General features: G+C 43.3%; 20 protein-coding genes and 1 tRNA gene. 10 read left to right on the plus strand and 11 right to left on the minus strand.

Going from position 1 to position 26,878, the window contains the following annotated elements; translation table 11 throughout:
- A partial coding sequence (locus ACS8E3_RS09860) for a transferrin-binding protein-like solute binding protein (protein ID WP_439243834.1) occupies window positions 1–2,161 on the plus strand: 2,161 nt, incomplete at its 5' end.
- A 321-nt stretch (window positions 2,162–2,482) separates the two neighbouring features.
- Window positions 2,483–4,030 (plus strand): surface lipoprotein assembly modifier, encoded by a 1,548-nt coding sequence (locus tag ACS8E3_RS09865; protein WP_439243835.1) that lies wholly within the window; start codon window positions 2,483–2,485, stop codon window positions 4,028–4,030.
- A gap of 94 nt (window positions 4,031–4,124) precedes the next feature.
- On the opposite strand, the gene putP is transcribed toward ACS8E3_RS09865, so the two are convergent.
- The gene (gene putP / locus ACS8E3_RS09870; RefSeq protein ID WP_439243837.1) at window positions 4,125–5,624 is read right to left on the minus strand and encodes a sodium/proline symporter PutP; all 1,500 of its coding nucleotides are present in this window, start codon (window positions 5,622–5,624) and stop codon (window positions 4,125–4,127) included.
- A gap of 782 nt (window positions 5,625–6,406) precedes the next feature.
- On the minus strand, window positions 6,407–7,279 hold the full coding sequence (locus tag ACS8E3_RS09875) for a LysR family transcriptional regulator (RefSeq protein WP_439243838.1): 873 nt from the start codon (window positions 7,277–7,279) through the stop codon (window positions 6,407–6,409).
- A gap of 321 nt (window positions 7,280–7,600) precedes the next feature.
- Between ACS8E3_RS09875 and leuC the strand changes: the two genes are divergently transcribed.
- The 5 genes from leuC (at window position 7,601) to ACS8E3_RS09900 (ending at window position 13,498) form a co-directional block, all read left to right on the plus strand.
- The gene (gene leuC, locus ACS8E3_RS09880; RefSeq protein ID WP_439243840.1) at window positions 7,601–9,019 is read left to right on the plus strand and encodes a 3-isopropylmalate dehydratase large subunit; all 1,419 of its coding nucleotides are present in this window, start codon (window positions 7,601–7,603) and stop codon (window positions 9,017–9,019) included.
- Window positions 9,020–9,394: 375 nt separating this feature from the next.
- Window positions 9,395–10,045, plus strand: coding sequence for a 3-isopropylmalate dehydratase small subunit (gene leuD / locus ACS8E3_RS09885; RefSeq protein WP_439243842.1), 651 nt, complete (start codon window positions 9,395–9,397; stop codon window positions 10,043–10,045).
- A gap of 197 nt (window positions 10,046–10,242) precedes the next feature.
- Window positions 10,243–10,905, plus strand: a complete 663-nt coding sequence (locus tag ACS8E3_RS09890; RefSeq protein ID WP_439243843.1) for a hypothetical protein — start codon at window positions 10,243–10,245, stop codon at window positions 10,903–10,905.
- A 107-nt stretch (window positions 10,906–11,012) separates the two neighbouring features.
- Entirely contained in the window at window positions 11,013–12,116 is a 1,104-nt protein-coding gene (leuB, locus tag ACS8E3_RS09895; protein WP_439243845.1) for a 3-isopropylmalate dehydrogenase, read from the plus strand.
- A 287-nt stretch (window positions 12,117–12,403) separates the two neighbouring features.
- On the plus strand, window positions 12,404–13,498 hold the full coding sequence (locus ACS8E3_RS09900) for a L,D-transpeptidase family protein (protein ID WP_439243847.1): 1,095 nt from the start codon (window positions 12,404–12,406) through the stop codon (window positions 13,496–13,498).
- Window positions 13,499–13,691: 193 nt separating this feature from the next.
- Here ACS8E3_RS09900 and infA read toward each other — a convergent pair whose 3' ends face one another.
- The 7 genes from infA to dinB all read right to left on the minus strand — a co-directional run bounded on the left by infA (window position 13,692) and on the right by dinB (window position 22,780).
- Window positions 13,692–13,916, minus strand: coding sequence for a translation initiation factor IF-1 (gene infA, locus ACS8E3_RS09905; RefSeq protein WP_019671605.1), 225 nt, complete (start codon window positions 13,914–13,916; stop codon window positions 13,692–13,694).
- A gap of 142 nt (window positions 13,917–14,058) precedes the next feature.
- A complete protein-coding gene (gene truA, locus ACS8E3_RS09910; protein WP_439243849.1) occupies window positions 14,059–14,943 on the minus strand; it encodes a tRNA pseudouridine(38-40) synthase TruA in 885 nt (294 codons plus the stop codon).
- A gap of 59 nt (window positions 14,944–15,002) precedes the next feature.
- A complete protein-coding gene (locus ACS8E3_RS09915) occupies window positions 15,003–16,109 on the minus strand; it encodes an asparaginase (protein ID WP_439243850.1) in 1,107 nt (368 codons plus the stop codon).
- Window positions 16,110–16,272: 163 nt separating this feature from the next.
- The gene (locus ACS8E3_RS09920) at window positions 16,273–18,018 is read right to left on the minus strand and encodes a FimV/HubP family polar landmark protein (RefSeq protein ID WP_439243851.1); all 1,746 of its coding nucleotides are present in this window, start codon (window positions 18,016–18,018) and stop codon (window positions 16,273–16,275) included.
- A 69-nt stretch (window positions 18,019–18,087) separates the two neighbouring features.
- The gene (locus tag ACS8E3_RS09925) at window positions 18,088–20,130 is read right to left on the minus strand and encodes a FimV/HubP-related protein (protein ID WP_439243853.1); all 2,043 of its coding nucleotides are present in this window, start codon (window positions 20,128–20,130) and stop codon (window positions 18,088–18,090) included.
- Window positions 20,131–20,362: 232 nt separating this feature from the next.
- A complete protein-coding gene (gene queA / locus ACS8E3_RS09930) occupies window positions 20,363–21,496 on the minus strand; it encodes a tRNA preQ1(34) S-adenosylmethionine ribosyltransferase-isomerase QueA (protein WP_439244023.1) in 1,134 nt (377 codons plus the stop codon).
- A gap of 195 nt (window positions 21,497–21,691) precedes the next feature.
- Window positions 21,692–22,780, minus strand: coding sequence for a DNA polymerase IV (dinB, locus tag ACS8E3_RS09935; RefSeq protein WP_439243855.1), 1,089 nt, complete (start codon window positions 22,778–22,780; stop codon window positions 21,692–21,694).
- Window positions 22,781–23,091: 311 nt separating this feature from the next.
- Between dinB and ACS8E3_RS09940 the strand changes: the two genes are divergently transcribed.
- Window positions 23,092–23,367 (plus strand): hypothetical protein, encoded by a 276-nt coding sequence (locus tag ACS8E3_RS09940; RefSeq protein WP_439243856.1) that lies wholly within the window; start codon window positions 23,092–23,094, stop codon window positions 23,365–23,367.
- Between the two features lie 426 nt (window positions 23,368–23,793).
- Window positions 23,794–24,492, plus strand: coding sequence for a hypothetical protein (locus ACS8E3_RS09945; protein WP_439243857.1), 699 nt, complete (start codon window positions 23,794–23,796; stop codon window positions 24,490–24,492).
- Window positions 24,493–24,868: 376 nt separating this feature from the next.
- On the opposite strand, the gene ACS8E3_RS09950 is transcribed toward ACS8E3_RS09945, so the two are convergent.
- Window positions 24,869–25,192, minus strand: coding sequence for a hypothetical protein (locus tag ACS8E3_RS09950; RefSeq protein WP_439243859.1), 324 nt, complete (start codon window positions 25,190–25,192; stop codon window positions 24,869–24,871).
- Between the two features lie 477 nt (window positions 25,193–25,669).
- On the opposite strand from ACS8E3_RS09950, the gene ACS8E3_RS09955 reads away from it, so the two are divergent.
- Complete coding sequence (locus ACS8E3_RS09955; protein WP_439243860.1) at window positions 25,670–26,380, plus strand: hypothetical protein; 711 nt, start codon at window positions 25,670–25,672, stop codon at window positions 26,378–26,380.
- 307 nt (window positions 26,381–26,687) lie between these two features.
- Here ACS8E3_RS09955 and ACS8E3_RS09960 read toward each other — a convergent pair.
- A tRNA-Leu gene (locus ACS8E3_RS09960) sits at window positions 26,688–26,774 on the minus strand.
- Window positions 26,775–26,878: the final 104 nt, after the last annotated feature.

The following is a 26,878-nucleotide window of genomic DNA, read 5'->3' on the forward strand; positions in this document are numbered from 1 at the left end:
TAATAAAGCGCTAAAAGACGCTCAAGCACAAGCCGCTGCTTCAACTGCTGCTGCAAATAAAGCCAAAGAAGATGCTGTTAAAGCGCAAGAAGCACTACAACGAGCAGAGGATGCTCTAGAAAATGGGGGTAATGGTGAAGACCAACTGGCCGCTGCATTAGAACGCGCCGCCGCCGCTGAAGCTGCCGAAGCCGCTGCTCTAGAAGCTGCAACGACTGCAGAAGCGGCAAGACTAGCCGCTGAGACTGCCAGAGCTGCAGCAGAAGAGGCTGTGATCCAAGCCGAAGCAGCAGCGCAAGTCGCCATTGGTGATGCCAAAGCAGAAGCCGCCCAAAAAGTCGCCGCAGCCAGACAACAAGCAGCCGATGCTGAACAAGCGCAGCTAGAAGCCAATGCACGTGCTGATGCGGCTGAAACGGCAAGATTAGAGGCTGAGGCTAGAGCCAAAGCTGCTGAAGATGCTTTAGCAGCTGCGCAGGCACTACCACCAGCACCAACTAACCCTGTAGTAGCTGCAAATGCAACTATTAGCGGGTTCCAAAATACAATCTCAGATAGTAATGGCGCTATTATTAACAATAACTCTGCTGACTACGATACGCTTAAAGTTAATTTAATAGCAACTGGGAATGAACGTTATGATGCAAACACGACCACTGACTTCAAGTTACGAGACGCAAGTGATGAGGACTACGAAGAAGGCTTTAAAAAGAGTTCTTTGTATTCGTTGCCAGCAGGGTATTTGAACAGACGTTTTAAATATACGTCCGTTTATAAGAACTATGATGATCAGATGCAGGTTGGTCATTTATACGGCGATCTAAAAACTACAAATAACGGTGTTCGATTGGATACCTTGTCTAATACTTATGTGCAAGGTAATAGTACAGATAATGCCGATATGCAGTATATGCAGGAGTTATCACAGTACAATATAGATAATGGCATTAATGATGGTAAGGTTGGCTATAAAGGTGATGCTAGCTATCTGAGTAACTCAGACATCATTGGTGGTAATCCAACGATAGGGACTTCAGAGTTTGCCGTTGACTTTGTCGATAGCCAAGTCGATGGTAGACTGTCGTTTGAAGGTACTAGTGTGAGTGATAAGGTTATCAAGGCTGAAATCAGTGGTAATACCTTTGCAGGTAGTTGGAATGGTGTTGATACCAAAGGCGGCTTCTTTGGTGAAGATGCAGGCTTGTTAGGCGGTGTCTATCAGGTTTCTGGAGGTAAAGGAACTTACGGCGCAACCAAAGTTGATATAACTGCACCTCCTGCGCCAGTAGAGTCTAAAATGACAGGCTTTCAATCTACAGCACTTAGTAGTAAAGAGAGAACTCTACCTTTTGGATTAGGGCAGTTAGATAACGCTATTGGCTATGTAGAGATACGTGATGATAAGTCTGATTGGACCGAGTTAAAGACGGAAAATGGTTCTCAAGTGCCAGTAGACAATCGAGAAGGGGATAATTTTAGTAGCTTTAATAGTGGTGTTGTTCGCGCAGATATGGTGAAACCAGAAAGTGTGTTACAACCAATATCTGTATCGCTTAAAGGCAATGACTCAGTGACCGTAGACGCAGGTAAAGGCGGATCCAATCCAACCTTTAACTACAGCTCTGTGTACGAAAACTTTGACAGTCAGATGCAAGTCGGTCACGTTTATGGCAACTTCAACTCATTAGTTGGCGATGTCTCACGCGCTGCTAACGTCTATGTAGAAGGCTATCTAACTTCTAAATACGGTATGGATAACCTCAAGACCGTTGGTGATGGTACCGCTCAGTACACTGGCATGGCGACTTATATTGAAAACATTCATCTAGATGACAATGCTTCTACAGCTCCAATCGAGGGTAGATCCGCATTCGATGTTGACTTTGTCAATGGCTCAGTTGATGGTACCTTATCGTTTGACGCAGGTAATTATAAGTACATGCCAGCAGGTAACGAAATCGGTATTAAAGCGTCAATTGATGGCAATACCTTTGCTGGGAACGTCAACGGTATCGATACCGCCGGTGGTTTCTACGGTGAAGAAGGTAACTTCTTGGGCGGTATTTATCAAGATGCATCTGACCAAGGTGGCAAGGGAACAGTCGCGGGAACTGGCACTAAATTCCAAGGTACCTTTGGCGCTGAAAAAATAGTTAAATAGTCTAGAATATTAGTAGTAAAAGAAAAGCGCTCTAGGGCGCTTTTTTTTAAATTATTATCTAAGAGCTAATGGTTAGTGATGAATAGTTAATTGTTAGATAGTTATTAATAAGAGCCATCACAACTAGGCAACAAGCTAAATATTGCCGAAGCCAATAGAGTCTTTAAAAATACCTCTACTAGCAAAAATCAATAGAGAGGTCTGACTATGTAGCACAAAGAATAAAGCACTTTAGAGCGTTTTGTTCTCGCTTAAATCACTAAAATCACTTAGGATAATTAAGTTTTGAATTTTTAACATCGTAATTTGGTAAGGACACCTATGAATAATCAGTACTTATTTAAGCCCTTAACCGCGGCTGTCATACTCACTATGATGAGCTTTTCGGCATCGGCCATAGCGGCAGAGCCAGAGCTTGATTTGAACCAACCGGCAAATGACCAAGCCACTGAATTGCTCAAGCGTGAGAGTCAAAATGCTCTATCAGATCCCACCGTCCCTTCTACGGTAATCTCAAGCGAAGAGGCGCAACAATCGATTGCCAGTCGTCAGCAATTAGCAGCAGCGTCTTCTTATAACCTAGAAGCGCTAAAAGCAGATCCAGCAAGATTTAGCCAGTTCTTAAATACTGCGTTGGCTGCGCAAGATATGGCGACTGTCAAAGCCTTGCTACCGCATTATAAAGCTCTACCCGTTAATGATCCGATGCTGATTAATTTTGCAGATGCGCTAGTTTATCGTAGCGAAGCCAAGAATAAACAGGCGATCGCCATTTATAAAGAGATGCTAGCAGCCGATCCGGACTTTCATCCGGTGCGCTTAAATATGGCGCTAGCGCTACAAGCGGATAAACAATACGCGGCGGCAAAGGATCAGTACACCAAGCTTCAAGCCGTAGATCTGCCCGCGCCAGTTATGGCTCGAGTACAGAACTCCTTGAACCAGATTAATAGGCTAGAGAAATGGCGCTTTGATGCTTCTGTCAGCTATGTCCGAGATGATAATATCAATGACGCGCCTTCAAAGAGCTTGCAATCTCAGTTAGGTAGATCAGTTGAGCAAAAATCAGGTAATGGACTGCAAGGTTATGTCAGTGCCAATAAACGCTTTAACTTACCCGATAACTTTTATGCCACAGTCGGCGGTAATGCTTCCTTAAAAGGCTATTGGGATGAGAGTGATTATAACGATTATCTTTTTACCGCCTCTGCTGGAGTAGGTTATGATGATGCCAAAAATGATGTTTCTCTCACACCGTTTGTGACCAAGCGCTACTATGATGAAAGCGAGTATAGTTTGAGAAAAGGCGCGACGCTGAGTGGCTCTCGCTGGGTAAAGCCAAAACTAAAACTATCGGCAACTGGTATCTTGTCCAAAGAGACCTTTGAAGATGATGCAAACTCTAATCGCGAAACTGACGGCCGGTTTTTAGGCTTAAATGCTTTTTATATCAAAGACGCCAAAGAGTACTTTTATGGTGGCCTAGGTAATTATCGTAATGATGTACCTAAGTCTAGTATCATTAGCTACGATCGTAATTCTGTCAACGTCGGCTGGGGACGAGAATGGAAGCGTGGTATCTCAACGCTAGCGACTGCAGGTTATGCGGTCAAAGAGTATGATGATCCTGCAGATGCGTTATCAGGGAATGGCTTAAAAGGGTACTATAATGCCATTGGTGGTGAGCTTGGTTCACAAAGAGAAGATAAAACCAAATCAATAGGCTTGCAAGTGTGGAAGCGTGACTTAACTCTGCTAGGCCTGACGCCAAGACTGGTATTTGATTATGATACAACATCAAGTAATTTTGACTATTATGATGATCGTGATGAGAAAACGGCAACGATACTATTAACCAAGACTTTTTAGATCTTTTAAAGCTCATTACTAACCAAACAAAACCCTCGCTATTATTAAATAGCGAGGGTTATTTTTATACTAAAATAATGACTAAGCGTTACGGTTATTTATGCAGATTAAGCTCCATCTCTTTGAAGGTAGCGCTAACCGAAGGCTTAGGACCGCCAGTCATCATACTGACCACAAAGATGGCGATAGTGCTTAACACAAAGCCTGGAACAATAGCGTATAACCAGCTATTAAGCGCCATGCCATTCATCTCAAATGGACCGTAGATCCATAGTATTACCGTTAAGGCACCAACGACCATACCAGCGACAGCGCCGTTACGGTTCATACCGCGCCAGATTAAGCTGAAGATAACTAGAGGTCCAAAGGCTGCTCCGAAGCCTGCCCAAGCGTTAGACACTAGGTTAAGTACTGAGCTATCAGGATCTGATGCTAACATAATAGAAACGACAGCAACGGCTATCACAGAGAGACGACCGACTAACACTTGGCGCGACTCTGGCGCTTTTTTATCTAAGAACAGCTTATAAACATCCTTAGTCAACGAGCTTGATACCACTAACAGCTGCGAGGAGATGGTACTCATAATAGCGGCCAAAATAGCTGCTAATAAGAAGCCGGACACTAACGGGGTAAATAGAAACTGGGTAAAGACCAAAAAGATAGTCTCAGGATCATCTAAGGTCATTGCCGTTCTTTGTACATAAGCACGACCGGCAAAACCAGTCATCAAAGAACCAATCAAACTAATCACCATCCAGCTCATACCGATGTTACGCGCCGTTGGTACATCTTTGACCGAGCGTATCGCCATAAAGCGGACGATGATATGTGGCTGACCGAAATAGCCTAAGCCCCATGCTAGTAAAGAGATGATACCAAGGAAAGTCATGCCGCTAAACACATTCAGTAGGCTAGGATCAATGTTGCCTACAATTTGTGAGGCATTAGAAACCCCGCCCAAATCGGTAAAGGCAACGATAGGCACAATAACCATAGCAAAGAGCATAATCACCCCTTGCACAAAGTCAGTCATCGATACCGCTAAAAAACCACCGAATAGGGTATAAGCGACAACGACGCCGGCAGTAACCCACAGGCCAGTGCTATAAGATAGGTTCAGTGAGCTCTCAAACAGTTTACCGCCGCCCACTAAGCTGGCTGCGGTGTATACGGTAAAGAACAGAATGATGACAATCGCTGAGAAAACCCGCAATAGGTGCGACTTGTCCTCAAAACGGTTGGCAAAATAATCAGGAAGGGTAATAGCGTTACCGGCAACCTCGGTATAGACCCGCAGCCGCGGTGCGACGATAATATAGTTCAGTAAAGCGCCTAAAGTCAGACCTAGCGCAATCCAAACACTCACCACCCCGTCAGCATACATGTAACCGGGCAGACCTAAGAGCAACCAACCAGACATATCGGAGGCACCAGCGGACAATGCTGTTACGGCAGGGCCTAAACTACGGCCGCCCAACATATAACCTTCGGTGTCATTGGCTTGCTTAAAGTAAGCATAAATACCGATACCGATCATTACTAAAAAATAGGCGCCAAGCGAGATGAGGACGCCACTCGAAACTCCATTCATATAAACAGTCCTTAACCAACAGTGTTGGCTGTTATTATATTTCACTATCGAGATACAAAATAGAAACTCGGTACAAAAAGTGATATCTAAAAACAATAAAAGCCATTAGATATCTCGTAATGGCTTTGCACTTATTAACTTTGTATTTATCAATAAGTGATTACTTTTGACTTTACAGGATTGATATAATCACAGTCAGCTACAAGCTCACATCAATAGATGAAAAATGAGTAGCTTTTAATTTATTCCAGTGAAGGATATCAATCGTTTAAAACCGTCAGTTTTACCATACGTTTATCGATATAACTTTAAAAGCAGATAATTAGCTTTCACTTTCAGTTGTATGAGTTATCTCACTCAAAAACATAAATGAAACTGACTGCTAATAATGCTGTTTTCAATTATCGCTCTTAATACTTAAGCGTACCTTGAATCAATAGCACTTCAAATTAATGATATTGTCAGTTACTTCTAACTTTAGTGTTAATCGCTAAATCAATTGACAGTAGCTATAAAATAGATCAGTTCAAAACCTTACGCGAGTAATGCTGTAGCATTAATTAAGATTGCGTGATTATCACTGAAGTAACTGTATGTTAAAAGTTCATACGAAATAATTATAACGTATCGCAATATCAATTACTAATCATAGATTTTATGCCATTAGCTTTACGTAAGCCGTTCGAATTACTTCCAACCATAAAATAACTATAAAAAAAACGTGACCTTTTGGATCACGTTTATCGCATTTGTTACGTCTATATTGCTAACGTTATCATGAATTAATCAATAGGTGCAAGTAGCTCTAATAGCGCCTCGACACTACTAGAGCGCGTCAGTTTGGGGTTAATAACCACACCTAGATAGCGTTGTAGCTCGATATTGTCCGCCATATTGATACGCTCTAAGTCTTGGCTTATCAGGGTCTGCGGCAGTACCGACCAGCCTAATCCTACAGAAACGAGCATACGAATAGACTCGAGCGGATTAGTGCTCATAGTGGCATAAGGCTTGAGGTTATGTTTAGCAAATTCAGCCAAAGTAATTTGACTAGTAAAGGTATTGGCAGAAGGTAAAATAGCCGGATAATGCGCTAGCTGCTCTAAAGTGACGTTGGTCTTTTTAGCTAAAGGCGATAAAGTGCCGGTCATGAAGTACAGCGGATCTGACCATAGCGTATGATAAGTTAGGCGCTTATCGTAGACAGGCGGTAGGGTTAAGAAGGCCAGTGACAAATTACCATCGAGAACGGCTTTGTGCGCCTCCTCAGAATCGACAAAATGCACTTCTAACTGGACTGCCGGATAACTTTGAATAAAATGCTTGAGCACCGGCGCCAAGTGATGTAGGCCAATATGATGGCTAGTACCAATCACCAGTTTGCCTGAGACGACTTGTTCTGAGTGCTGTAGATTGATTTTAAAGTTATCGTAATCATCTAGCCAACGTCTAGCATGGGGCAGCATCTCATTCGCGGCTTGTGTGGGTACGATACCTCGTCCAACCGTATCAAATAGAGTGATATTGAATTCATCTTCTAAGTTTTTGATACGTTTGCTTACGGCAGGCTGAGTGATGAACAGCTTTTCTGCTGCTCCAGAGATACTGCCTGTTTGCATAACGGTGACAAACGTTGTCAAATTGGTGGTGTTCAAACCGGTATCCTTAGCTATATGTAGAGCTATAATTAAAAGTTGGCTAACCCAATCATAATTTATTAGAAATATAAGTTTGGGAATAGATAAAAATCATCAATTATTATTATAGGATTAGGCTGTTATAATCACAAGAGATGAACCCGCTTTTTAACACTTTTACTTTGTTATTTTTGTTAATTATTAAGTTTAGCAAATAAATAGTTATTAATTGAAAAGACTAAGCCGTTAACAATTTAGCTTATAAGGTATAATTAAGATATTAGCGTTCAGTATAGACGCTTACTAATTAAAGCTTAGCAACCGAAAAAGGATAGCTACATGGCCGCTCAAACATTATACGACAAACTTTGGAATGCTCACGAAGTCAGCAAGCGTGATGATGGTTCTAGCCTTATTTATATCGACCGTCATCTACTGCATGAAGTGACTAGCCCGCAAGCTTTTGAGGGTTTAGAGCTTGCCAATAGAGCGCCGTGGCGTCTGTCTGCTAATATCGCTAGCCCAGACCATAACGTCCCGACTGTGACCAAAGAGCGTTTAGAAGGCGTAGAAGGAATTAAGGATAAAGTATCGCGCTTGCAAGTGGTCACGCTTGATGATAACTGCGCTAAGTTCAATATTGCTGAATTCACTATCAATGATGCGCGTCAAGGTATCTTACATGTGGTGGGTCCTGAGCAAGGTCTCGTTTTGCCGGGTATGACAGTGGTATGTGGGGATTCACATACGGCTACTCATGGTGCGCTTGGCTGCCTAGCACATGGTATCGGCACCTCTGAAGTTGAGCATGTCTTAGCCACGCAATGCTTGATCACCAAAAAAATGAAAAACATGCAGATACGTGTCACCGGCGAGCTTGGAGCAGGGGTCACTTCTAAAGATGTCGTGTTAGCGATTATCGCTAAGATCGGTACCGCCGGCGGCAATGGTCATGCCATCGAATTTGCCGGTCAAGTCTTTGAAGAGATGAGCATGGAGGGCCGGATGACAGTCTGTAACATGGCGATTGAGGCAGGAGCGCGCGTCGGTATGGTGGCGGTCGATGACACCACTATTGATTATGTCAAAGGTCGTCCTTATGCGCCAACTGATGAGCAGTGGCAGCAAGCAGAAAGCTACTGGCGTACTTTATATTCAGATGCTGATGCGGTGTTCGATACCGTTGTTGAGATTGATGGTAGCCAGATTGCTCCGCAAGTCTCTTGGGGCACCTCCCCTGAGATGGTCGTTGATATCACTCAATCCATTCCGACGCCAGAGCAAGCGGCAGATGCCACTCAAGAAGAAGGCTGGATGCGCGCTTATACTTATATGGGTCTTGAGGCAGGTCAGCCGATCACTGATATTCAGCTTGATCGTATCTTTATTGGCTCTTGTACCAACTCGCGTATCGAAGATTTGCGCGATGCTGCGGCGGTGATTAAAGGCCGTAAAGTCGCTGACACGGTTAAAGAGGCGATCGTCGTTGCTGGCTCTGGCCAAGTCAAATTGCAGGCCGAGGCAGAAGGCTTAGATACGTTATTTACTGACGCGGGCTTTGAATGGCGTGAGCCGGGTTGCTCGATGTGCCTGGCCATGAATGCCGATAAGCTTGAGCCTGGGGAGCACTGCGCCTCGACTTCTAACCGTAACTTTGAAGGGCGTCAAGGTAATGGCGGGCGCACGCATCTAGTCAGTCCGGCGATGGCGACAGCGGCAGCATTGGCCGGTCACTTTGTCGATGTACGTACTTTTTAAGGTGCGTCAAAAATAATGGTTAAATTTAAGGTAACTAGAGATTCGGTTTGTATGGGTGATGATGTTGACGCGCCTCATAGCGCTGAGTTCAACCTAGATCCCACACTACCTTTAAAAGAATTGATAATCATAATTTTAAATAAATATCAGTTAGCCAGTGTTGCAACTCCTATAGTCTACTGGATATGCAGAATAAACAGGATTCATGTGGCTACTATTATGGTGACCGAGGAATTAGTTAGAAAAATCAATTTTGTAGAGGATAGTGTGGTCGAGTTTTCTCTAACAAACCAAGTTCATTTTAAGTACACCTATTAAATTTTATCTAGTGTAACGATTCGGGTTAATCTCACAAGAAATAGAACAGGAAATACTATGCAAGCTTATAACATTCAAACGGGCATCGTTTGCCCTTTAGATCGCTCAAATGTCGATACCGATCAGATTATCCCTAAACAATTCTTAAAATCTATTAAGCGTACCGGTTTTGGGGTGAATTTATTTGATGATTGGCGCTACCTTGATGAAGGGTTTCCGGGGCAAGATAATAGTAAACGCCCAATAAATCCTGATTTTGTCTTAAATCAACCGCGCTATCAGGGCGCAACTATCTTGCTGGCGCGTAAAAACTTTGGCTGCGGTTCTAGTCGCGAGCATGCGCCTTGGGCACTCTCAGAATACGGCTTTCGTACCGTGATCGCGCCAAGCTTTGCCGATATCTTTTATAACAACTGCTTTAAGAACGGTATGTTGCCGATTATTTTGGATGAAACTATCGTCGATAAACTAATGACTACTACGCAAGCTAATGAAGGCTATGAGCTAACCGCTGACCTTGAGCGCCAAGTGGTAATCACCCCAACAGGCGAAGAGTACTCGTTTGAGGTCGATGAGTTTCGCAAACATTGTTTGTTAAACGGTTTGGACGATATCGGTCTAACCTTGCAGCAAAGCGATGCTATCAAAGACTATGAGCATAAAATGATGCAAAAAACGCCTTGGATATTCAATCAGGTACACGCTTAACCTAAATTCTCAGTATCACTAATCAGTGATTATGACCCATGCTGATAACCTATATTGATAAGTAGTACCGAGAGTAGCTACTATTATTAATACAAGTATTAATAATAGTTATACAGTAAGCAATACTGTGTTGAGTTATAGCGGTGAGATAGCTATTATAAAAGCAACTTTATAATTCACAAAAAGTAGCCGTCATTATGAAAAAAACACGTTTTGTTGCTTATGTTAGTGCCACTCTTGCTATGAGTGCACTGTTATCAAGTTGTCAGCTTTTTACCGGTTATCAGCAGATAGAAGAAGCCGATAGTGCAGATAATTGGTCAGGAACGATTTATCCGGTGGCAGGTGAGACCAACATTGCTTGCTTGGGTACTTATCATTGCGAGATTACCCGCATCGACCAGACGCCCATTATTTCAGCAGAAACGCATCAGCCCGTTGATGGTAATATAGTGATAGTAAGACCTGATAAAGACAAGACGTCATTAGTCGATAATAAGTCGGTCAAGCTAGTACCGTTATCGGCGTCTGGCATCTCTGGGCTCACTAATTATTATGCCCGTGTAAAGCCTATTAAACGCGAAGTACAAGTGAACTTTTATCCTGAAGATAATTTAAGTTATGTTGAGCGCTTTACCGTTATTCATGAGTTCGTTGCGGGTACTTATCAGCTGCGTGCTTATAAGTTACAGCCTGAGCAAAAAGATAGCAGCTTATTATCTAGCGCTTCACCAAACCCTCTGTGCATCGAGCTGATCCAAGACGGCAATATCGAGCGTCGTTTCTGTAAGCAAGCCGATACCGAGCGCCAGGGCGAGTTTGTAGAAACAGGCTTATTTGATGACACGGCTACGAGTTAATCACGAGTTAGCCAGTCTATAACGTTTTATTAAAAGCTCCGATTCACATAAATAATTAAGTTTTATAAACTCTAGTTTTATAAGAATATTCACAAACAAGGAAAAGTATGGCCACTATCTTGACACTAGCAGGCGATGGCATCGGTCCTGAGATTATGACTCAAGCTATCGATATCCTTAAAGCGACCAATGATAAATTCGATTTGGGCTTGACCCTTGAGTCAGGGCTCCTTGGTGGTGCGGCAATTGATGCGACTGGTGAACCGTTACCAGAAGAGACTTTAAGACAGGCTCTCGCGGCTGATGCAGTGCTGCTAGGCGCGGTTGGTGGCCCTAAGTGGGACAGTATCGAGCGCAGCAAACGTCCTGAGCGTGGCCTGCTAAAGATTCGTAGCGAGCTTGGCTTGTTTGCTAATTTGCGTGTCGCTAAGCTTTATCCGCAGCTGGTGAATGCTTCGAGTATCAAAGCTGACATTATCTCGGGGCTAGACTTATTGATCGTCCGTGAGCTGACCGGCGGTATCTATTTTGGTGAGCCACGCGGCATCCGTACTTTAGATAATGGTGAGCAGCAAGGCTATAACACTATGGTCTATAGCACCAGCGAAATTGAGCGTATAGGCAAAGTAGCATTTGAGATGGCGCAGACCCGCGCCCAAACCAGCGGTAAACGCGCTAAAATCTGCTCAGTCGATAAAGCCAATGTGTTAGAGGTGACTGAGCTGTGGAAGCAGACGATGATCAAGATGCAAAAAGCAGACTATAGCGATGTCGAGTTATCGCATATGTACGCTGACAACGCTTGTATGCAGCTCATAAAAGACCCTAAGCAGTTCGATGTGATGGTCACCGGCAACATGTTCGGTGATATTCTATCCGACGAAGCCGCTATGCTCACAGGCTCTATCGGTATGCTGCCATCAGCGAGCCTTGATGAAGAGGGTAAAGGCATGTATGAGCCTTGCCATGGTTCAGCTCCTGATATCGCGGGACAAGATAAAGCCAATCCGCTCGCGACAATTCTATCTGTGGCGATGATGCTACGTTACACCTTTAAGCAAGAGACAGCCGCACAAGCCATAGAGCAAGCGGTAAGCGATGTATTAGATGATGGACTGCGTACGGTTGATATCTTGGATAAAAACGAAAGTGGCCTGACGCAAGTGGGTTGTCGTCAAATGGGTGAGGCCGTATTGGCCAAATTGGTATAGCTGTTTTGTTAGAGTGATAGCCTATATTTGAAGATGATTACAGCTCTTTTAGCCTATAAATCGTTTCACGGTTTATAGGTTTTTTTTGGCCAAAATAAATCACTTATAAAGGCTTACTTAATAAGCTGTGATTTACATAGATACTGTATGAGTAGACCGTTATTAACACAATGGGCTTATATGCTGACATAGGGTTGTGGCATTATTATTGAGGTGTTTATTTTGATAAATACTTTCACAATAATAAAAAATCATTATAAGATTTTATTGAATATTAGAGGAAACCTATGTCTCAACTAACCAAAATTACTAGCGCTATGCTAGCTAGCGGCTTATCTACTGTATTATTTATGAGTCCAGCGCTAGCCGCTACTAGCAACGATACTAGCCCCGTCACTAATGGTATCAGTCAAAACATTGACACCAATAAAGCAGCTAGCAAGGCGACAGCTAAATCTCTCAATGAGCTATTACCAACCATTAACTATACGACAGAGGGCTTATCTAAGTCTGCAAAAAAGATAAATACCGTCAATTGGAAAGAGGGAGCAAAGATAGATCGCGAAGTCGGCACCCGCTTGCAAGCGCTATTGAATTGGAACCATAGCGGCGTCGGTTCAGTGGATGGTTACTGGGGTAAAAACACTCGTAAAGCTATGCAAGCTTTTCAAAAAGCCAATGGCTTGAATGTCACTGACAAGCTCAGTGCCGAGACTTGGGATGCGCTGATGGCGAGTGAAACGCTAGCCCGGCAACCGGTGCTAGTCCGCTACGAGCTGACTCCCGATGATGTGAACATCAAAACGACCACTATTCCAGCCGGAGCAGAAGCGAAGTCTAAGCTTGAAGGTATGTATTATGAAAGCGTACTTGAAGCATTAGCAGAGAAGTTTCATATGAGTGACAGTTACCTCAAGTCCTTAAACCCGCAAGCGAGCTTTGAGGCTGGCGAGACCATTACCGTCTATAACCCAGGTAATCCTAATACTACGCCTGTTAGCCGCGTGGTTGCGGATAAAACTACCGAAACTCTATATGCCTATGACGATCAAGGCAATCTCGTTGCCAGCTATCCTACTACGGTAGGCAGCACCGCAACGCCTTCACCGACGGGTACCCATGAAGTACAAGTGAAGGTTAACGGACCGAACTACACTTATACGGGCGATAACGGAGAGAAGTTTATCATTCCACCAGGCCCTAATAATCCAGTTGGAAAAGTTTGGATTGGCCTGACAAAGCCCTCTTATGGTATTCATGGTTCGCCAGATCCTGATCGCATCAGTCGCCAAGCCTCAGCAGGCTGCGTGCGCTTAACTAATTGGGACGCGCTAGCTTTGTTAGGGGTTATCAATGATGATGCTACGGTAGAGTTTAAGTAATTTTACGGTAAAACATGAAGTTGATTAAATTCTTGAGCTAAAATTTTGAACAAAAAAATACCGCTAATAATCGTATTAGCGGTATTTTTTATAATAACAGGGGTTTAAACGGACTTAATACTCTAGGCTAGATCTAAGTTTAGAGGAGATAAAAATAATAGCATCAATCAGTTAACGTCAGAGTCCCAAAGGATTAATTTTTACCACGGTATGTAATACGACCTTTAGTCAAGTCATAAGGGGTCATCTCGACTTTGACTTTATCACCAGTCAAAATACGAATGTAATGCTTACGCATTTTACCAGAGATATGCGCAATGATTTCGTGTCCGTTTTCTAAACGAACCTTAAACAGAGTGTTTGGCAAGGTATCGATGACTTCGCCTTCAAACTCGATAATATCGTCTTTTTTAGCCATAATTTATATCAATCAATGAAAAATAAGCCAATATTATACGTAAGTTTGGCGATTAAAGCAATATGGCAGCGGGTTTTTGCTTGACAGCGTTTAGTGGTTATGTATGTCAAATTATAATTGAGCTTTAATATTTAGATAAGAGTTAATTTGGCAGATTAAGCCAAGCCGGGGTCAGTGGCTCTTTAGGGAAAAGCGACTGGTATTCCTCAGGGTAGTAAGCTTTTATAAAATAAAGTCCATCACCGGCAGCGGTAGGCGGGGCAATAGTGCGATCTTTTTGCGCTAAAATAGCTAAGAAGTCCTCCGGCTGCAGCTCATGACGACCGATAGCGTACAGCGTACCCATTAAATTACGTACCATATGATGCAAAAAGCCATCAGCTTGAATATCAAAAACAATAAAGGCACCATGAGCAAATAGCTTGGCATGGCTGACGGTACGCACCGGCTTATTGGACTGACAGGCTGCAGCGCGAAAGCTTGTGAAATCATGTGTGCCGACTATAGACTTAGCGGCCAGCTGCATCGAGGCTAGATCTAATGGCTCATGAATGTGAGTCACTTGATGGTTTAAGATAGCCGGACGCGTGTCTTGATTAAGGGTAACATAACGATAACGCCGAGCAATGGCTTTAAAGCGCGCATGAAAATCAGCGGGCATAGGCTGGATCCAGCGCAGGGCAATATCATCGGGCAGTAGGCTATTGACGCCGCGCAGCCAATTACGAGTTGGCCGGTAGGCGCGAGTGACGAAATGAGCGACCATATTGCTCGCGTGCACCCCTGAATCTGTACGCCCTGCAGCGACGACTTCTACTGTCTCATTGGCGACTTTGCTAATGGCAGTTTCTAGGACTTGCTGGACGCCTATGACCTCTTTTTGCCGTTGCCAACCATAATAGTGAGTCCCCAAAAACTCGATAGCTATCGCTAAAGTGTAAGTAGAGGTGCCTTCATCGAGTGTGTTTTGGCTAGGCTCATCTTGTTTAACTATCCGCTGAGCGTTATCTGCTAAAGAGTCGGTCATAATAGGTGAGGTGCTTAGGTTGTATAGGTTGTATAGATTGTATAGGTTTAAGATTGGTTTTAGCGCTGACGACTCGTAGAAGTTCCTGCCTGGTTGACGCTATAAGTCCAGCGCTTACGTCTGCGAGCAGGGGTGTCATAACGCAGTAGTAACCACAGTAAACGCGCGTAGATAGCAGGGAGGGTTAGCCGTCCACCAGCGATGACGTGATAATCATATTGCCAACTGCCAGCGGCGTAACTGGCACTGACACCGCCAAACGGACATTGACTAGCGCAGACGACCATATGGCCTTGTTTATAAGCGGCTTGTAGCGCCTCGGCAAGCTGCGGCGAATAAGGAACGTTACCGCTGCCAAACCCTAATAAGATAATAGCGCATGGTGGTTTAGCGAGAAGTGCTTGTAGCTGCTCGCTGAGCACGCTTGGATCATTAGGCAAGCAGTAGAGAGCATGGACGTAAGCCTGCAGCGGCTGATCTTGCACCGCTGTCAAAACCTCTTGCTGATCATCAAGCCAATGCTGACGGCGAGTGTCTGCTAGTTTATCTATATAACTATTATCAGGGTAGGCGGCGCGATGATGACCTGTAAAAGCCATAAAGTCATGACTGTGAATTTTTTGAACGGTTTGTGCAGGCCAAGATTCACCGCCAAAACATATCTTGACTCCTGACTGCCCCGCTGCCGCTAAGCGTAGAGCCTCACGAAAATTATCCCAAGCATCGCTATGGCTGTCGATTTCATAAGCGTGCAGCTCTTCGCTATCTAGTAGCGGCCGCATGCTGCCCGTGAGGATGATACTGATGTCAGAACCGGCAAAAGCTTCTGCTAAAAATGCCCCTAAATAGCTTAAAGTGTCAGTACCTGTGATCAGCACAAACTGGCGCGTACCCATGGCATAAGCCGAAAGTAAAAGGGTGTAAAAGTGTACGAAGTCGCTAGGCGTTAATTGGCTACTGTCTTTGATAAGCGAGTTATCTAACCAAGAAAACGCCGGTAAAAAAGCTGCGTCATCGTGGTCAAGGACAAGCTGCTGCAAGGCTGGCAAGAACACTTCGGCGGCAAGTGGCGCTAAGGGTCGCCCATAACTACCAAAGGTGCCGCCCGCATAAATCAACTGTATAGACTGTGAGTTGGGGGATGATAACGTGGAACGTGAGGTCATAATAAGGTCGCAAACTACTGATAAATAGTGTGAGTAATGGGTTGTGTTTACAAGCGTAATATAGGCTAGGACATTTATGCTCTAGCCTTAATAAACTCTCTTTCTTTCAAAGCGATGACATATACTAGTTACGCGTGGCTGTTTTGTATTTAATAGCCGTAGTTTATACTGTGCGCTCTAATAGCGCTTGTGCTTGGGCTTGTTGATCACTACTACCTTGAGCGATAACTTCGCTGAGTAAACGTTTGGCGCTGTCATACTCACCTAGCTCCAAATATTTCGCCGCTAAATCTAGAGTGATTTGTTGATTATCTAAATCATTAACAAAGTCAAAATCAGCGGCGAACTGAGCAGCAAAATCTGTATTATCTGTTTTGTCCTCTGTGACTACTGGGCTAACTGTCGTGGTAGCGTCTTCTAAGATAGAATTATCAAGACTAAAATCATCCTCAAATGGTGTCTCGTCATCGAACATCAAAGGAGGGATCGTCTCAGTTGCGCTTGGCTTATCCTCAATAGGCTGCGAGTCCGTTAAATCAAAGTCAAAACTCTCTAAATCGGTAGTTGTGGTCTTGCTAGCGTCTGCTGGCGACGCGGATGATAGGGTTTCTTCTACTGCAAACGCATTGATGTCATTTACTGTATCTTGGGCGTCTGCTTGCTCTAAACTATCTAGTGATAAAGCGTCTGGTTGCAGATCACTTGAACTCTCATCGTCTAAACTTAAATCAAAGTCAAAACTAGAAGCGTTCACTGTCTCTTCTGCAACAGGAAGCTCAGAAATAGAAAGTTCAGAGTCGCCAAAAGTATCGTTACTTGTATCCGTACTTATGACAGTATCACTATTCGAGGGACTATCTGGCGCTAAATCATCAAAATCTAGTACGAAATCCTCCTGCAAATTAGCATTTTGACTCTCGGTTTGCTTAATTCCCACCGTATCAGTGCTCAAAGATTCAGTCGCTGACGGCGCATCAAAATCAAGGCTAAAATCTTCATTAGGGCTACGATCTTCGCTGATGGGGTTGACGCTATCGATGCTCTCGAGGCTAGTGTCAGAGTGCGTAGGTGCAGTAGCGCTCTCGTTCTCAGAATGCTCATCTAAGCTCAAAGCATGGCTATCTAAGCCAGTATTATTAACAGATAAATTGTTAGCTGTATTATCAGCAGCTTCATCAAAGCTATCATTTTCTAGATCATCTAAGGTCAGATCAAAGATAGCGTCGACATTGTTATTGCTACTCGCATCATCAAAAGAGCCTGCTAATGGAGTGGAAGATACAAGGTCTGAGTCAGTGAAGTTCGCATCAGCATTCGCAGCAGTCTCTTGAAAACTGTTATTTCTATTTTCTTGAAGCGTCTGCGTTTCATTCGGTACGCTTGCGATATCGAAATCCAGACTTTCATAATCTGATTTCACTGTGTGCCCAGCATCGCTACTATTAATATCGGTACGTGCTTGTAAAGGCGTCTGACTATGCTCTTGGTCAAATAGTGCTCTTAGCTCTTTAGCTTGAGCGATAGTAACCGCATCGCCATGAGCATTGATAGCGTCAAAAGTCCTATAAAAGCTCTCAGTCTGCGTAGTAAGGGCGTAGATATTGAGAAGTTTTAGTGACAGCTTAGCATCATGGGGCTTTTGGGTCAGACCGCGCTCTAGTACCTCGATTGCTTTGTCGTAACGCTGCTGATCGATAAAACGCTCAGCTACAGTCAAGCTATCGAACTTAGTCGCGCCCGCTGCCATACTGGTACGAGCCGTATCATAGTCGGTAGGCGCGCGCTTAGTTTTGGACTGAGCGTCATCGATATATCTAGCGGTTGGCTGCGCTTTTTGCCTACGCATAATCAACACAGCTATCAGTAAAACAATGATTAGTCCTGCAACGATATATAGCATATTATCCATAATAATTCCTACGACTATTCGTGCTGAGTATAGCAAGCCAAGAGCCAGTATTGCTTATCAGCTAAGCGGTTATTGATTGCGTAATTTTTTTAGTCGAGCCTCAAGCTCAGCCAGTTTTTGATTTTGTAATTGTAATTTTTGCGTATAACTACCAAGGCTATTATTCACCAATTTTGTGCGCTGAGCTTGCGTAGCAGTGCGCTGCCGAGAAGACTTTAGTGAAGCGAGTATTTCGGTACTTAGCCCATTCCCTGTGGCCGTAGCAGACTTGGTTTGGGTGCCATCAGCTTGACCTTTACGCCCCGGTGCCACTACTGAAAAACGCGCTTGCGGTAGCTTCTGAGTCGTTGTTTTTGCTGCGGTATCAGCTGGTTTAGGGGACTCTGACTCTGCTTTGGATATCGGCAGAGCCGTTGCTCCTGCTGCCCTTGTTTGCTCGTTCGCTGTTAGCTTTTCGCTAGACTGCTTAGCGGCCTTGTTATTGGCTTGTAGATAGCGTCTTCGCTGTGCCGTAATAGCAGCTTGAATACTGCTTTGTGAGGGTATAACCTCATAGCTTGGTAAGCGTAGCTCGGCATTGGCTTTAAGCTGATCGGCGTCTTGGTTGATAAAAGCATTGGGGTTTTGAGTTTTGATCTGACTCATCACGGCTGATATATCAAGATTATTCTGTTCAGCGATTTGTTTGGAGATAAGCCACAAGTTGTCGTTACGCTGTACGGTATAGCTAATTATTTGTTCATTATCAACTGGTAAGGTATCAGTTGCTACGGCCTCGCGACTTGCGCTGATAGTGCTGACAGAAGCACTTTCGGCCAATTGTGTGAGATTTTCGGCTTGCTCAGCGCTTACTCTTTCAGTGTTTTGATTGTCTGGACTAGTACGACCAGCATTTTTTGCAGCCATGTTTTCTGTAAAATTCAGCGCTAGAGTAGGACTGTCCGTACTATCGACCTTGTTAAGAGGGCTATTACGCACGGTAATCTGCCGAGAGACTTCTATATTTAGAGTATTGTTTTTTGCACTGTTGATTTCTGCAGTTTTGTTTTCTAAAGAAGGTTGATCGTTTTGAGCACGCTTGTTAGCTTGCGTTTGCGCCAACAAGGTTTGTTGTACGTTAGTCGCTGCGCTAGCAGGCGTTACCGAGCTTAATGTTTTTGCTAAGCTTTCAACATTTTCAATCGCCTCATCACGGTTAGAGGTTGGCTGCAAAGGTTTAGCGCTAGCAACCTGAGTACCGATATCAGTACTATTAACACGGCTAGGCCGAATAGGACGGCTACTTACGCGGCGGTTATTTTCCATATCGAGCATTTTCGTCTTGCCTAACAATGGAGCAGTATTAGCAGTCATGTCGAGGTTAGAGCGCGTGGCTGGGGCGGTGGGCGAGAGTGCCGATGGTGCAAGCGGTAGTTTAGGAGCAGCTGCTACGCTCACGATAGGTAAAGCACTACTATCTTTGAGATTTGAGGTATTACCTGAGTCTGAATTAGGTGCTGAGCTGGACTGAACAAACAAGGGCGGCGGAGCGCCACGTTTGACCGCTAAGGGCTTAGTGCTGCTAGTAGCGACGATTGGCGCTTTGATTACTGTCGATGTTACTACTGGCGCTGAAATCACGGGTAAGTTGGGTTTAGGAGCGCTAGCTACTATAGTTTTTGCAGGTTTTGCACGCTCTGAGCGTTTCGCTGGCTGAGTAGAGTCTAAAGGCATCAGCAGGGTCTTTGGCACTGTATTGCGCTGACCGTTGTCGTTGATCGCTAGTACCACATCGGCAAAAGGTTTTGAAACTGGCTGAGAGGTGCTTATCATCAGCTGTCCGGTGCTAGCAGAAGTAGGGATAAAGCTTACTGACATAGCGTCAGTCGGGGTCAATCCTAGCTGTTTATAGACATTAGGGTTGGCCAAATTGGCTGAGAAGTCTGAGGATTCGATGTCAGAGACGCTAATGATAGCGACTAGCGGCTCATGCTGTGCTGAGGTAATTGTCGTCTTACCGATAGTAGCTGCCATTGCTACTGGTAGCAACATGGCGCTACCGAGTGAACATAACAGCGCTGCAGACACTGCACAATGAAGACGAGTCGGTCGATAAGGTAATTGCCAAGCCATGCGCTGCCCTTTGAGTAGCCATTAAGAGTATAGCAAGTTGGAATTTACAAGCTGTTAAACAGATACCAACATACCCTAAACATATTAACTGAATTATAACGTTAAGCAACATTTAAACGCAGCAAAATTCTAGAGTATTTTCGACTACGATAAATACTCTTTACTAAGTGATGGTAAATCTTACGCTACTACACTAAGCATATTTATTCTAGCAGGTTATTTATAGGCAGTCTTAGGCTTTATCCAAAAGCATCGCATCACCATAACTAAAGAAGCGGTACTGCTGCTTGATAGCGTGCTCATAAGCATGTTCGATAGCCGATTTACCAGAGAAGGCTGCTACTAGCATCAATAAGGTCGATTTTGGCAGATGGAAATTGGTAAGTAGCCGGTCTATTACCCCGAACTTGAAACCTGGATAAATAAAGATGTCAGTATCACCAGACCAACTGGCTAGCGGCTGTCCATTCATTGCAGTTTGCTGATAAGCGCTCTCTAGCACCCGAGTGACGGTAGTACCAATAGCGATGACTTGTTTGCCATTAGCGTGAGTCTGATTGATCAGATCGGCAGTCGCTTGCGGCAGGTGCGCGTATTCGCTATGCATAGTGTGATTGAGGAGATTATCAGCTTTGACAGGGGCAAAAGTCCCAGCGCCGACATGCAGAGTGACAAAAGCGCTATTGATTCCTTTATCCTTGAGCATCGTCAGCACTTTTTCATCGAAATGCAGGCTAGCAGTAGGCGCAGCGACGCTGGCAAGCTTGGCAGGGTCATGAAAGACTGTTTGATAACGGGTGTTGTCGGTTGCATCGGCATGACGCTCAAAATAAGGCGGTATTGGCAGCTCGCCATAGCGCTCTAAGTTGGGCAAAATAGGCGCGGCAAAAGCTAAAATAAAAAGGTTTTCTTCACGGCCGACCATGATGGCTTCGATATGACCATCAGCTAATAATAGCTGTTGACCAAGCTTTGGCGCTTTACTGGCTTTGATATGGCAAAGCGCTAGATGCGTATGAGTGGTTGATGCCTTTTTTGCTATGTTGATCGTCTCACTATCGGTATCTGCGCGCTCAAGTAGCCGCTCTATTAACACCTCAATTTTGCCGCCGGTATCTTTTTGACCGAACAGGCGCGCTTTCATGACTTTGGTATCGTTAAAAACAATTAAATCACCAGCATTTAATAGCGCTGGCAAGTCGGTAAATAAATGATCTATCGGTGCAACTGAAGCCTCATCAGCGCTAGTCGGCAGGTAAAGCAACCTAGATGCTGAGCGCTCAGCGAGCGGATAACGAGCGATGAGATGATCAGGCAGCTCATAATCATAGTCGTTGACGCTTAGGTAGTTTTCAGGAGTGTCCATAACTGGTTCGCTAGAAATAGAGACAGGTTCGGTCAAAGTAGGAGAATGCATATTGGTCATGATTCGATCATTTATGAGAGATAAATTTGGCACAATTGTAGCAGAAAGCTAGGCTTGAGGGGATAACTTCTAAATCGTTTGCTAGCCGTTGTTTTATGGCTATTAGTAATAGGGCAAAAGGAATATCAGCTAAGACTAAAAATCAAATAAATTCAGTTGCGGCAAGCTTTGACTAGCCGGCGCTAAAGAAGAATAAGTGACGCCGACGAGCCTGATCGGCAGCGTTCGGGTAATATCAGCAAACAGTTTATCGAGCCAGTAATGAGCGGACTCTGCGGAGGTGAAAGCGGTGGATAGCGTGTGCGAGCGCGTGATTTGGGTAAAGTCGGCATACTTCACTTTTAGGGTGATGGTATAGGCGATAAGCTGTTTTTTTTGTAATTGACTAAAGGCGTCGGCATTTTGCTCATAAATCTGCTGCAGCAAAGGCGCATCCGCGCTCAAATTATCACGAAAAGTCGTCTCTGATCCTACCGACTTGTGCTGACGCTGTGACTTTACCAGACGATTATCGCAGCCATGAGCGATATCGTAATAAAACTGCCCGCGTTTGCCAAATTCACTAACCAGCAGCGCCGCCTCAGTGCGGCGCAAATCTGCGCCATTACTTATGCCTAGCGCATGCATACGCTTAGCGGTTGCTTTGCCAATTCCATGAAAACGCTCAATCGGTAAGCTACTAATAAAAGCCTCAGCATCAGTTGGGGTGATCACGGCGATACCGTTGGGCTTATTAATATCCGAGGCGATTTTTGCCAGCATCTTATTGAAAGAAACGCCAGCAGAGGCATTAAGCCCAGTGTGCTCGAGTATTTGCGCGCGTAACCAGTTAGCCATTAAGGTTGCTGAGCCTTTATGAGCAGTCAGGCCTGTGACGTCAAGATAAGCTTCGTCTAAAGACAGCGGCTCTACGAGCGGGGTTAAGCGATGCATGATTTTGCGAATATCGGCACTAACGGCGCGATAAACATCGAACCGTGGCCTGACAAACAGTACTTCAGGGCAGCGTTTGCGCGCCTCATAACAAGACATCGCTGAGCGCACCCCAAACTTGCGCACCTCATAGCTAGCCGCCGCGACCACTCCTCGGCCATTAGGGTCGCCGCCGACCACTAAAGGCTTACCTCGTAGCTCTGGAAAATCACGCTGTTCGACACTGGCATAAAAAGCATCCATATCTAAATGAATAATTTTGCGCAAAGTCGGTTGTATTGAAGCAGTCATAGGGGCTATTTTACCTCAATCTAAGAGTATTTTGCGGTTCAATCTTTTTAAAACATTACTTTTTATAACAGGATCGCTTTTATTTAAGCTACCGTTCGTCACTGTATTAACACCTTTCATTTTAAATTGCTGTTTGCAGTAGTATATTTGTACTATTATAAAGTGGCATCTCATTCGTTATAATTAGTATGAAGACTATGAAGTTACAGTCAATAATTATTTAGCTTAGGGTCGAGCTAAAATAAATAGAACTCTAAGTTTTTATTGACCGATTGACAAATTTTAGAGGTTCAATCATTAAGGAGCTGACGATGAATAGTACTAAAATGTTAGGTAGTGATTTGACCCGCTCTATGCTCATGAGTGGTAATAAAGAGATTTGGTGCGCTATAAGTGATGATAGTGATGAAGATGCGATGTTGGATCACTATGGTAATGACTTCACCGCTTATATTGTCTCGTTTTATGATGGGCAGTTTTATTGCAATCATGGTAGAGCATGGGCTTTTGCGGTACCCATAAAAATAGTCGCAGTTGAGCAAACTCCCATAGAAGATGAGTTTAGCCCGGTCAGCATGACTGTTTAGTTTGAAGCGAAAATATAATTTAGCCAAGGTATTAGGATTGAATAATTGCTTTGCTGTGTCTCAATAACCGATATTAATAATATGACTTAACTCTCTATAGCTATCTTCTAGGTAAAATTTAGAAAATAGCCATAGAGGGTTTTTTGATGAATGAATAGCTAGTAGTAGAGTCGGTTTGCGATAAGCTAGACAATCGCATACATGATAACTTATAAGGCTTTTACTGACCTAAAGCCAAGCTTAGGCATCACTTTATAGCTGCTACTTCTAAACTTGGATTTTTACGAGAGTAGAGCACATATCAAAAAAAGCCTAAATAAGCGATAATGCCCGTCATATATTCTGTAACGCCGTAATCAGTGTTACGCGCTAATACTATAGCCACAGACATCAATACCGCAAATCTCTAGTACAAGGCCACTCTGCATGACTAATAATAATCCCTTTAACCTTATTCCGCTGACACCCACCGGCAGAAATGACGCAGATAATGTCAACCTTTATGCTCCTGATGACATGATCACCATCTATGAGCAGCAGTTTTTGACCGAAGTACCTGACGACAAGCTCACCGAGTTTTTGCCCGCTCTAAAAGCCTTTTATGATATCGATGATAATACCTTAGATATTAGCGCCGTTATTTTTGATGCCATTGGCGATGCCGCTATCATTTATAATCATAAAATCAAAGTAGGGCGTTATCAGCTATTAGGCGAGCTCGTCAAAGAGAGTGTTTTAGATGAAGCAGGAGATCAAGCTGATAATGAAAGCGACGATGCTCAAGCCTTCACCATCGACTGTCTGCGTACTTTTTATATCAACAATGTCGAGATACCTTATCACTTTAACCTGTTTATCCAAGGCGATGGCTATTCGACTTTGACAGAAAAGAGCACCGTGCTTGAAAAGCTCTATTGGTTCGTTCACGATGGTTTTGACGAGCATCTATTAGGCAGTCCTGACGATGTCATAAGCTTAGAATCTATTAATGCCGAGCTGGTCAAATTAGGCGTCAGAGAGATGGATTTGACTACTATTTATGCTGTCGTCAATTATATCGAAGATCATATTATCGATGATGAGATGGCAGACGTGCTCAATGAGAAGATTGATGAGGCGGAGTAAATTTATTTTAGAGCAGGTTTGCTTGTAACCAACGAGGGTACACAGGGCGGTACCCAAAAAGGAGTCTAATCGCTCTGACCCGACGTCTCCTAAAAAGGTGCAGCTGACACAAGTAAGGGTAGTGTAGGTAGCGAGTGAAATAGCTAAGTGGATTGAAAGTAAGATAAGTGAGCGTTCAGCTTAGGTTTATATAACTGCCCTAACTCTAACGAGTAGGGTGGTTTATTTTTTTATGTTTTATAAATCGCCTAAATCGTTTTCGAAATCTCGCGTATGTTTTATTATTTAAAACTATTAATCAAACGCCAATATCTATAGCTAGATATGATCTAATATAAGTATTTCCGTTAGGGTTTGAGATGGAGTTATAAGTATATTAATTACACTCACCTTTAGTATAGCCTATTGCCTCTGCTGTGCTACAAGCTGAACAAGTATTGCTCGCAGTACTATAGCTGACTGTTGAACCGACTTGAGTTTTTACGCAAACCGGCTCATATTGAGCAGTACACATCGTATTTTCAGCATCAAAAGAAGGACACTGTTCAAACACTGTATCGCTAGGTATTTGGCTATTGAGAGCTGGTGTTTGATTGTCAGAAATGGGGACATCGACTAAGCTGCTACAGCCAGTAAAGGCGATTGTTATTGAAAGTCCGGTTAACATTAACCAAGAAGAAGATAAATCCTTATTAAACATATTAGCGCCTTGGTGATAAATTAGTTTTAATGTCCTATCGTAGCGCTAATCATACAGTTAGTCTAAAATAAATACCATATTGATCAACTGGTACAAATTATTCTCGTTTGCTCTGTATTTACATCATTTTTAGAAATTTTGCTGAATTTGTACTGTCATAAGCTCTATCCAAGGCTTGTTGATACGTAGAGAAGTTAATAGGAAGCCTTAAATCGCTTAACACGTATACTGTGAAATACACTATCATGATATAAATAAATCAGACTTTAGCCCCACTAGTCCAGCCGGACAATCGCAGAAAGAATGGGACTTTGAGATGATTAACCGATTAAAGAAGGATACTTTACAGTTTAAGAAAAATCCAATTAAAGATTATCTTAAATATCAGTTTTTATGCTGTGTGTTCTCTAGTGTTATTATCTGAGAACAAATGCTATTCAGGATGGGAGTTTTGCTATAACTTTTAGAGGGATTCTAATGAAAAAGTATATTGGTTTTACGCATAAAGTTTTTAGATTTGCGTTATATGTCTCAAAGCATTTAAAAGTTGATGTAATTAATATTTTGAAATATCAAAAAAACGCTCCTTTCTCATGTGAAAGACTGTTTGTAAAGCCTAGCAATATAAACTTTATGTTAGATCCATCTATAGATTTTGGTAATAATTTGCAGCGTTCAGATACAGGCACTGTAAGAGGGGGTGACTGGGATTTAAGTATAGTTCCATTTACAGAGTTAGATAAATATAAGGTTTGTTATGCACATTTTTCTGAAAACAAATCATGGAAAGATAGTAATGCTTATGACTTAATGTTATATCTTATGGAAAAAGAACCTGGTATCGACGGCTGCTATAATATTGACGATATCGTCATAAGATATGATAAGTTGGATGATATATTTTTATCTACAAAGGATAGTCGAAAGCTCCTAAGTGCTAGTGAAGTTAATAACAAAGTATTTAGAGAGGAGGGGGGGATATATGTACACATCGGCAGAAATGGTAATCTTATATTCGGCTTAGGCGGTTGTCATCGGTTATCAATCGCTAAGATTCTTGAATTGGAAGAGGTACCTGTTCAATTAGGTGTAGTACACGAGAGTGCAATATCTAACTGGAATATAGAGCTTGAAAGAGCAAGAGAACCTTTTTCGTTAAAAGATTACTTTGTTAGACTTATCAATTAAATTTTATACATAAAATTTATTGTGTTGTTTAACTAAAAAACCTTATTGCTGACGATACAGTTTTTGTTAGAGGCACTTTCGCAATAATTGGCTTCAAAAACTATAATTATTTTTTGCCAAGTTTAGTTGTACGGTTTTTTCAGCATAGCTCACTCCGTAAGTACACTCAAAATCAGTATACTTGACAGTGTGCTCAAAGTGCATGGATTAGGATAGATAAAGCAGGACAGTATAGAACGTCAGATACAGCAAAGCCCCTGATATCAGGGGCTTTGGCTATTCTATAAGATAGTATAGAACTAGGTATTGGTACCGGTGGTCGGACTCGAACCGACACGCTTTTAAAGGCAACGGATTTTGAATCCGTCATGTCTACCAATTCCATCACACCGGCGTGTTAGGTATAAAGCAATGAGCTATATTAAATTGGGCTACAGGTTGTGCTGTATAGGCTGCGTATTATAACAGTCCAGCTGTCATCGTCAAGAATTATTTATC

It is taken from the genome of Psychrobacter sp. 2Y5, from assembly GCF_051847375.1.
In the GTDB taxonomy this organism is placed as follows: Bacteria; Pseudomonadota; Gammaproteobacteria; order Pseudomonadales; family Moraxellaceae; genus Psychrobacter.

Bases quoted from the DNA above. Each gene is read 5' to 3' on its own strand.
- infA (WP_019671605.1), bottom strand. From the start codon at position 13,916: ATGGCTAAAAAAGACGATATTATCGAGTTTGAAGGCGAAGTCATCGAT.
- ACS8E3_RS09940 (WP_439243856.1), top strand. From the start codon at position 23,092: ATGAATAGTACTAAAATGTTAGGTAGTGATTTGACCCGCTCTATGCTC.
- ACS8E3_RS09945 (WP_439243857.1), top strand. From the start codon at position 23,794: ATGACTAATAATAATCCCTTTAACCTTATTCCGCTGACACCCACCGGC.
- ACS8E3_RS09950 (WP_439243859.1), bottom strand. From the start codon at position 25,192: ATGTTTAATAAGGATTTATCTTCTTCTTGGTTAATGTTAACCGGACTT.
- queA (WP_439244023.1), bottom strand. From the start codon at position 21,496: ATGGACACTCCTGAAAACTACCTAAGCGTCAACGACTATGATTATGAG.
- leuD (WP_439243842.1), top strand. From the start codon at position 9,395: ATGCAAGCTTATAACATTCAAACGGGCATCGTTTGCCCTTTAGATCGC.
- truA (WP_439243849.1), bottom strand. From the start codon at position 14,943: ATGACCGACTCTTTAGCAGATAACGCTCAGCGGATAGTTAAACAAGAT.
- ACS8E3_RS09900 (WP_439243847.1), top strand. From the start codon at position 12,404: ATGTCTCAACTAACCAAAATTACTAGCGCTATGCTAGCTAGCGGCTTA.
- ACS8E3_RS09865 (WP_439243835.1), top strand. From the start codon at position 2,483: ATGAATAATCAGTACTTATTTAAGCCCTTAACCGCGGCTGTCATACTC.
- ACS8E3_RS09890 (WP_439243843.1), top strand. From the start codon at position 10,243: ATGAAAAAAACACGTTTTGTTGCTTATGTTAGTGCCACTCTTGCTATG.
- ACS8E3_RS09925 (WP_439243853.1), bottom strand. From the start codon at position 20,130: ATGGCTTGGCAATTACCTTATCGACCGACTCGTCTTCATTGTGCAGTG.
- ACS8E3_RS09915 (WP_439243850.1), bottom strand. From the start codon at position 16,109: ATGACCTCACGTTCCACGTTATCATCCCCCAACTCACAGTCTATACAG.
- leuB (WP_439243845.1), top strand. From the start codon at position 11,013: ATGGCCACTATCTTGACACTAGCAGGCGATGGCATCGGTCCTGAGATT.
- dinB (WP_439243855.1), bottom strand. From the start codon at position 22,780: ATGACTGCTTCAATACAACCGACTTTGCGCAAAATTATTCATTTAGAT.
- ACS8E3_RS09955 (WP_439243860.1), top strand. From the start codon at position 25,670: ATGAAAAAGTATATTGGTTTTACGCATAAAGTTTTTAGATTTGCGTTA.
- leuC (WP_439243840.1), top strand. From the start codon at position 7,601: ATGGCCGCTCAAACATTATACGACAAACTTTGGAATGCTCACGAAGTC.
- putP (WP_439243837.1), bottom strand. From the start codon at position 5,624: ATGAATGGAGTTTCGAGTGGCGTCCTCATCTCGCTTGGCGCCTATTTT.
- ACS8E3_RS09920 (WP_439243851.1), bottom strand. From the start codon at position 18,018: ATGGATAATATGCTATATATCGTTGCAGGACTAATCATTGTTTTACTG.